Annotated in this window: 7 protein-coding genes; all 7 read right to left on the reverse strand. The window is 63.8% G+C overall.

Translation table 11 applies throughout. From position 1 onward, the window contains the following. Position 1: 1 nt before the first annotated feature. Positions 2 to 1,066, reverse strand: a complete 1,065-nt coding sequence (locus O7A61_RS09735; RefSeq protein WP_337129548.1) for an ABC transporter permease — start codon at positions 1,064 to 1,066, stop codon at positions 2 to 4. Beyond that, positions 1,066 to 2,604 (reverse strand): sugar ABC transporter ATP-binding protein, encoded by a 1,539-nt coding sequence (locus O7A61_RS09740; protein ID WP_337129550.1) that lies wholly within the window; start codon positions 2,602 to 2,604, stop codon positions 1,066 to 1,068. The genes O7A61_RS09735 and O7A61_RS09740 overlap by 1 nt, the downstream gene beginning before the upstream one ends. Next, positions 2,601 to 3,263 carry a DUF2291 family protein gene (locus O7A61_RS09745; protein WP_337129552.1) on the reverse strand — a complete coding sequence of 221 codons (663 nt, stop codon included), beginning with the start codon at positions 3,261 to 3,263 and terminating at the stop codon, positions 2,601 to 2,603. The genes O7A61_RS09740 and O7A61_RS09745 overlap by 4 nt, the downstream gene beginning before the upstream one ends. A 142-nt stretch (positions 3,264 to 3,405) precedes the next feature. Then, the gene (locus tag O7A61_RS09750) at positions 3,406 to 4,347 is read right to left on the reverse strand and encodes a D-ribose ABC transporter substrate-binding protein (protein ID WP_140752337.1); all 942 of its coding nucleotides are present in this window, start codon (positions 4,345 to 4,347) and stop codon (positions 3,406 to 3,408) included. 261 nt (positions 4,348 to 4,608) lie between these two features. After that, positions 4,609 to 5,436 carry a phosphogluconate dehydrogenase C-terminal domain-containing protein gene (locus O7A61_RS09755; RefSeq protein WP_337129554.1) on the reverse strand — a complete coding sequence of 276 codons (828 nt, stop codon included), beginning with the start codon at positions 5,434 to 5,436 and terminating at the stop codon, positions 4,609 to 4,611. Between the two features lie 104 nt (positions 5,437 to 5,540). Continuing rightward, complete coding sequence (locus O7A61_RS09760; RefSeq protein WP_337129556.1) at positions 5,541 to 6,575, reverse strand: ABC transporter permease; 1,035 nt, start codon at positions 6,573 to 6,575, stop codon at positions 5,541 to 5,543. Further along, a partial coding sequence (locus O7A61_RS09765; protein ID WP_337129558.1) for an ABC transporter permease occupies positions 6,572 to 7,447 on the reverse strand: 876 nt, incomplete at its 5' end. The genes O7A61_RS09765 and O7A61_RS09760, both read right to left, overlap by 4 nt.

Consider the following 7,447-nt stretch of genomic DNA (forward strand, 5'->3'; position numbering starts at 1 on the left):
CTCAACCCACCTTTGCCATCTGCATCAGCGTGACGCGCTGCTGCAGCCGGCGCTGCGCCTGGTCGACGACGACGGCGACGATGATGACCAGGCCCTTGATCACCATCTGCCAAAAGGAACTCACGCCCATCATCACCAGCCCGTCCGACAGGATGCCGATGACAAAGGCGCCGACGATTGTGCCGCCGATCGTGCCGCGTCCGCCCGACATCGAAGTGCCGCCGAGCACCGCCGCGGCAATGGCGTTCAATTCGAAGCTCTCGCCCGTCGCCGGGTGCGAGGCCATCAGTTCCGAGGAGATGATCAGGCCGACGATCGCGGCGCAGAAGCCGGAGAACATGTAGACGAACATCTTGACCATGTTGACGCGCACGCCCGAGATCCGCGCCGCGCGCTCATTACCGCCGACGGCGAAGATGTGGCGACCGAGCGGGGTGTAGCGCGCGAGGTAGGCAGCCCCCAGCGCCACCACGATCAGGATCCAAATCGACACCGGCAAGCCGAGCAGCCGGCCGGCGCCGAGGAAGCCGAAGCCGGTGGTGCCGAGTTCCAGCTTGCCGACGAGGTTGGGAAAGGTGCGGCCGTCGGAGGACAGCAGCGCGAAACCGCGCGCGACATAGAGCACGCCGAGCGTGGCGATGAAGGGCGCGACGTTGAGCCTGGTGATCAGCAGCCCGTTGACGGCGCCGATCGCTATGCCGACCAGAAGCGTGATCACGATGATCTCGAAGACGTTGAAATAGACGGTGTAGCCGATCTGCAGGTCGATACCATTGAGCACGAGATAGCCGGCCACCATGCCGCACAGGCCGACGATCGAACCGACCGAAAGGTCAATGCCGCCGGTGATGATGACGAAGGTCATGCCCATGGCGAGGAAGGCGTTGAGCGCCACGTGCTTGGCCATCAGGATCAAATTGGCGGCCGAGAGGAAGTTCGGCGCGGCGATCGAGAAGAATACCAGCACCGCGATCAGCGCGATGAAGGTCCTGAGCTTCATCAGCGTCAGCAGCGCGGAACCGCTGGAGGCGGAAGGAGCGGCCGCCTTGGCCGGAATGTCAGTCATCAGCGTTGCTCTCCATGTGCCGGTCCGTGGCCCAGCGCCGACGCAGCGACGATCGCCGCTTCCGTCGCCTCGGCGCGGTCGAACATGCCGGTCAGTCTGCCATAGCTCATCACTGCGATGCGGTCGGACAGCGCCATCACCTCGTCGAGATCGGAGGTGGCGAACAGGATGCCGAGCCCGTCGCGCGAAAGCTTGCGCATGGTGCGGAAGACGTCGGCCTTGGCGCCGACATCGATACCGCGGCTGGGTTCGTCCATCAAAAGCACTTTCGGTTCGGTGAGCAGTGCCTTGCCGATCACCACCTTCTGCTGGTTGCCGCCCGACAGTGACGAGACTTCCTGCGCCGGATCGGCGACCTTGATCGCCAGTTCCCGAACCATCTGGACGACGGCCTGCCGCTCGGCGCCGCCGCGGATATGGAACAGGCTGACGAAGCGCGACAAGCTCGCCAGCGTCAGGTTGCTGGCGACCGAGAGGATCGACACCAGCCCTTCGCGCTGGCGGTCCTCGGGGATCAATGCCAGCCCGCGCTGGATGCGGCGCGTCGTGTCGCGCTCCTTCACCTGCTTGCCGGCGATGAAGATCTTGCCGCTGGCATGGCCATGACGGCCCATGATGCAGTCAAAGAGCTCGCTGCGCCCAGCGCCCATCAGCCCGTATATGCCGAGGATTTCGCCGGCGCGCAGCGACAGCGAGACATGGTCGACCGCCAGTCCGCCGGTAACGCGCGGCAGGCAGATCTCCTCGGCGCGGAAGATTTCCTCGCCGGGCTGATGTCCGTCGGCCTTGGCGAAATCCTTGGCATCCGAGCCGATCATCTGCCGCACGATCCACTGTGTGTCGACTCGTCTCATTTCCTCCTGGCCGGTGATGCGGCCGTCGCGCAGCACGGTGACGGTGTCGCCGATGCGGATCAGTTCTTCCAGCCGGTGGGAGATGTAGACGATGGCGACGCCGCGCGCCTTGAGGTCGGCGATCACCTTGAACAGGATTTCGACTTCCGCCGCGCTCAGCGCCGAGGTCGGCTCGTCCATGATCAGGATCTTGGCGTCGAGCGAAACCGCCTTGGCGATCTCGACCAGCTGTTGCTGGCCGATGCGCAGGTCCTCGACCAGCATGTCTGGCCGGATGCCGGCTTCGAGCCGGTCGAGGAATTCGCCCGCCCGCTTTTCCTGCTCCTTGCGGTCGATCTTGCCCAGCCGGTTGGTGATTTCGCGTGTGGCGAAGATGTTCTCGGCGACGGTCATGTTGCCGAACAGGTTCAGCTCCTGGAACACCATGCCGATGCCGCGCGCCACCGCATCTCCCGATGAGGAGAAGGAAACCTCTTCGCCTTCGAGCAGGATGCGGCCGGCGGTCGGCTGCTCGACGCCGGCGATGATCTTCATCAGCGTCGACTTGCCGGCGCCGTTTTCACCGACCAGCACGTTGACGGCACCCTTGCGCACCTCGAAGTTCGCCTGCTTGACCGCCACCGTGCCGGCATAGACCTTCGAGACGTCCTCCAGCTTGAGGATGACCTCGCGACCGGGGCTCATGGCTTCGGCCCGATCTCGGCCTCCGCCGGAGTCACCAGCGGCAGGTCCTGGCCACCTTCGATCGTATAAGCGCCGATCACCTTGGCGGCGCGGCCTTCAAGTGCCTCGCGCGGCAGTTTGGACAGCACGGCCTTGTCCGCATAGGCGTTGAAAGCCTTGCCGAACTGGGCGAAGTCGATCTGGTTGGTGAAGTCGTTGAACTGGACGAAATCGAGGCTGTCGCGCAGTGCCGTGCCGCGCATCGCTGGCCCGATCTGGACGCGCGCATCGGCTTTGCCGTCGCCATCCACGTCAATGTCCATCGTTGCCGCGCGCGACTGCGTGTTGGCGGCGATGATCTTGCCCTCGACACGCACCGCGAAGGTCCATGGCGAATTCGCCTGCTTCCTGGGGTTGCCGTATTTGGCGCCGGCCGCCGCCGGATCGGTCTTCGCCAACGCATGGACCTCGGCAAACGGCCCGGCCTTCTGCTTGAGATAGGGTATGACCTTCGAGGCCCAGATGTCCTCGACCATCTTGTCCGGTTTGAAGGCAGGCGCATTGTTTTCGCTTTGCGCCACGGGCGTCGGCAGGATCTTGCAGGCGCTGAGGCCAAGGCCCACGAGCGCCGCAAGCATCATCCCGGTGAAACGGGTCAGCCAGGTCAATCTGTTCGGCATGGCGGTCAAAAAATCACCCGGAACGTGAAACTGGAGCAATTCCAGAAAAAGTGTGAAACGGTTTTCCGTCCGAAATCGCGTCAAAACAAAACTGGGCGAGGGGCGAACACAGGTCCGCCCCTCGCCGTTGCGTTGAGCCGGCTCAGTTCTTCAGCGCGAAGGTTTCCAGCTTGGCGGCATTTTCGCCATTGACGAGCACGCAGTCCATCAGCTGCTTTTCCTTCTCGGGTGACTTCTTGTTCTTGATGAAGTCGTTAGCCTGTTCGACCGCCATCTGCGCCTGGGCAAAGGCAGGCTGCAGCACTGTCGCCTTGATGCCGCCGGAGGTGATGGAATCGCGCACGTCGTTCGAGCCGTCGAAGCCGACGACGATGACATCCTTGCGGTTCGCGGCGGCGAGCGCGGCATAGGCGCCCATCGCCATCGTGTCGTTGCCGGAGATGACGCCCTTGATGTCGGGATTGGCCTGCAGGATCGATTCCATCTTGGAATAGGCCTCGGTCTGGCTCCAGTTGGCCGACTGCTGCGCGACCATCTTCAGGTCCGGATAATCATCGATTACGTCATGATAGCCCTTGGAGCGGATGCCGGCATTGGTGTCGGATTCCTTGCCGACCAGCTCGACGAAGTTGCCCTTTTCACCCATCAGCTTGACGAACTCCTGCGCGCCGAGCTGGGCGCCCTGGTAGTTGTTGGAGACGATCTGCGCCACGGCGACGCCGGTGGCGTTGATCTCGCGGTCGATCAGGAACGAGGGAATGCCCGCGTCCTTGGCCTTCTGCACGGCGGCGACGGTGGCGTCGGCGCCGGCATTGTCGAGGATGATCGCCTTGGCGCCGCGGCCGATCGCGGTGTCGATCAGTTCGGACTGCTTGTTGGCATCGTCGTCATGCACCAGCACCAGCGCCTCGTAGCCGAGTTCCTTGGCCTTGGCCTCGGCGCCGACCGCTTCCGCCTTGAAGAACGGATTGTCATGCGATGGCGTGATGATGGCGATGAGGTCTGCCGCGTAGGCGGGCATCGCCGTGCCGAGTGCCAGCACGCCGGCGAACGCCGCAAGCGTTATTCTGCGAGTCAGTTTCATGAAGTCCTCCCGTTTGAAAAGCCTGTGTCTCGACCGATCGAGGCCACTGTCTGCGTTTGAATCCATTCAGCCTGTGAAGGTTGCGGAACGCCTGGCCCAAGCCGTCAGTCGGCCTCCCAAGCAAGTTCCTGTTCCCCGCCATCCTCCACCCGTCTCAGCTTCGAACTCCCGGCGAAGCGTGGTTGATCCGAGCGAAGATTAGCTTAGTCAGCTGGTATAATGAGTCAACCACAAATTCAGGTAATCTGTACCCAAGTCGACTCAGGTGATCCGCTGAATGCTGGCTGCGATCTCTTCCGGCTCGAAGACCCGCTTCCAGTCGTCGCGCATCAGCACCGGCTTGCCGAATTCGATCGCCTTGTTGCAGGCGTCAGAGAACACGCCCTTGGTTTCGCCGAAGATGACGGCGCCGAGCACGTTCATGTGGCCAAGCAGGAAATCGAGCGCCGCTTGCCGGTCGACGCCACGCGCCACGACCTCGTCGACCGCCTCCTTCATGACGACCAGCAGCGAAGCGCAGACGGTTTCCGAAAGACCTGGCTCGAGCAGCGCCATCTGTTTGACGGAAACGCGGTGCGAGCGCATCACCGGCGCCCAGATGATCTTGGCGATGGCCTCGCCCTTGGCGTAGTCGGCTTCCGGTCCCTGCATCAGGGCGCTGACCATGTGCTGCTTGGCCTTCACACCGCCGAAATAGTCCTTCTTCGCCGCCATATCGGTCTCGTCGTTGAAGATCGGCGGATGGCAGGGATGGGTGACGAAGTAGGTCAGGTCGGGACGATCGGGCAAATGGCCGGCGAACGGCGCGGCTGCGTCGAGTACGATGACCATCGTGCCCGGCGCAAGCTTGCTCTCGATGCTTGTCGCGACCTTGCCGATATGGGTGTCCGGCACGGCCAGGATCACCACGTCGGCGCCTTCCAGCGCCTCGTCGGCGCTGACAGTGTCGAAGCCCAGTCCGGTCTTCAGCCGCTCACGCCCGGCCTCGCTGACCTCGACATGGCGGATCGTATAGGGCGAGCCGCGGAAATTGGTCGAAAGGCGGTAGCCCATTTTGCCGCCGGCACCGAACAGCGCAATCATCGTCATCTAGCCCTTGCTCCCTGGTCGTGGACGATGGCATTACCGATCGTCAGCTTATCTACTGGTATGATCACTCTACCACATTGGCAAGAGAAATCATCATCCGCTTGTCATTCCCGGCGGACAGCCGCCGCATTTGGCTCGGATTCCAGTGTGCCGTCGTCGTCGGTGCGGTCGACGGCGGCTCGGCGCGACAGCACTTGCCGGCCGGCCAGCGCCAGAACGAAGATGACGACGATGCCTTGCACGATGTCCTGCGCACCTGGCGGCAGGCCGACGATCTGCATGGTGGTGACGATGAGGATCAGCAGGATACTTGCGAACAGCGTGCCGACGGCGCTCGCCGAGCCGCCAAAGATCAGCGTGCCGCCCAGCACCACCGCGGCGATCGACTGCAAGAGATAGGGCTGGCCCATTTCGAGGAAAGCGCCACCTATATAGGCGCCGAGCAGCAGCCCATTGAGCGAAGCCAGCACCGACGAAATGATGAAAGCCGAAGCGATGACCCGGTTATTACGGATCGCAGCCAGCCGCGCGGCGGTGCGGTTCTGGCCGACCGCCGACAGCAATTGTCCGAAAACCGTGTAGCGCAGCACGAAGGAGGTCGCGGCCACGCCAACGATGGCGATGGCGGCCATGATCGGCACGCCGGCAATGCGGCCCGTCGCCAGCGTCTTCAAGAGCGGGCTGATGGCGAAGCCCGCTATGGCGCGGTTCGACAGCAGTGTCGCGGTTGCCAGTACATAACCTGTCGCCAGCGTGGCAATGATGGCCGGTATGTTCAGCCCGACGACGAGCAGCGAATTCAACCCGCCGACCGCGAGGCCGAGCAGGATCGCGGCGCCGACACCGGTGGCAAGGTTGGCGTCCTGGCCCTTGATGGTGAGCAGCGCCACGAAGGCGCTGAGCGTGATCACCGAGGCCACCGAAAGGTCGATATTGCCGCGCCCGGTGGTGACGACGAACATCTGGCCGATGCCGATGACGGTCAGGAACGAGGCCGACAGCATGATGCCCGACAGGCTGGAGAGGCTGAAGCGGTTGGTGACCACGGACAGCACCAGCCAAAGCAAAAGCACGCCGATCGCCGACCAGACCCAGCGGTTCTTCTGCGCCCAGAGGCTGAAGGCGGCGAGGCCATTCATTGTTCGCTCCTGCGGTCCGCGATCAGGCTGCGCAGCGTCAAAAGGGCGATGAGGATCAGCCCTTGCGTTGCCGCGTTGAAGTCGCTGCTCACGTTTAGCGTGCCGAGCAGGGCGCCGATCAAGGCCAGTGTAACCGCGCCGGCGACGGTGCCGACCGGCGAGATGACACCGCCCAGCAGCGAGCAGCCGCCCATCACTACGGCGGCGACGCTGAGCAGCGTGAACGAATTGCCGGAATTGATGTCGCTTGCCGTGTTGATCGCCGTCAGCGACAGGCCGGCGGCAGCGGCGAACAATCCGGCGACGAGGTAACGCACCAGCGCATAGCGCGTCGGCGACCAGCCGGAGCGGATCATGGCGGTCGGATTGTTGCCGAAGCCGCGCAGCACCACGCCGAGCGGCAGCCGGTCGATCACCAGCACCACCAGCGCGACGGCGGCGATGAGAATGATGGAGGTGGGCAGGAAACCCAGCGACCAGCTGAACATCGCCGACAACCATTCGGGGCTGGTGCCGCCCGGTGTCGGCTGCAGCGCGTAGCCCAGTCCCATCCAGATGAAGGAGGCGCCGAGCGTGACGACGATGGCCGGGATCTTGCGCGCCTGGATCAGGCCGCCAAGCCCAGCATAGGCGGTGACCGCCGCCGCCAGCGCCAGCGCACCGAGCCATGGCTGATCGTAGAGCAGCGTGGCGGAGAGCACACTGACCAGACCAGCAAAGGCGCCGACGCCGAGATCGATCTCGCTGCCGCCGACGATGAACATCTGCGCCGCCGTCACCAGCACCAGGGACAGCGCCGGCATCAAGAGCAGGTCGAGCCCGAAGATCGAGGCCACCGCCGGGTTGGCCGAGATCATCACCGCCAGCACGGC

Origin of the sequence: Mesorhizobium sp. Cs1321R2N1, assembly GCF_037179725.1 — a bacterium.
GTDB classification, from domain to species: Bacteria; Pseudomonadota; Alphaproteobacteria; order Rhizobiales; family Rhizobiaceae; genus Mesorhizobium; species Mesorhizobium salmacidum.

What these genes read in the sequence shown, in the direction of transcription:
- O7A61_RS09750 (WP_140752337.1), bottom strand. Translation starts at nt 4,347, where the DNA reads ATGAAACTGACTCGCAGAATAACGCTTGCGGCGTTCGCCGGCGTGCTG.
- O7A61_RS09740 (WP_337129550.1), bottom strand. Translation starts at nt 2,604, where the DNA reads ATGAGCCCCGGTCGCGAGGTCATCCTCAAGCTGGAGGACGTCTCGAAG.
- O7A61_RS09745 (WP_337129552.1), bottom strand. Translation starts at nt 3,263, where the DNA reads ATGCCGAACAGATTGACCTGGCTGACCCGTTTCACCGGGATGATGCTT.
- O7A61_RS09760 (WP_337129556.1), bottom strand. Translation starts at nt 6,575, where the DNA reads ATGAATGGCCTCGCCGCCTTCAGCCTCTGGGCGCAGAAGAACCGCTGG.
- O7A61_RS09735 (WP_337129548.1), bottom strand. Translation starts at nt 1,066, where the DNA reads ATGACTGACATTCCGGCCAAGGCGGCCGCTCCTTCCGCCTCCAGCGGT.
- O7A61_RS09755 (WP_337129554.1), bottom strand. Translation starts at nt 5,436, where the DNA reads ATGACGATGATTGCGCTGTTCGGTGCCGGCGGCAAAATGGGCTACCGC.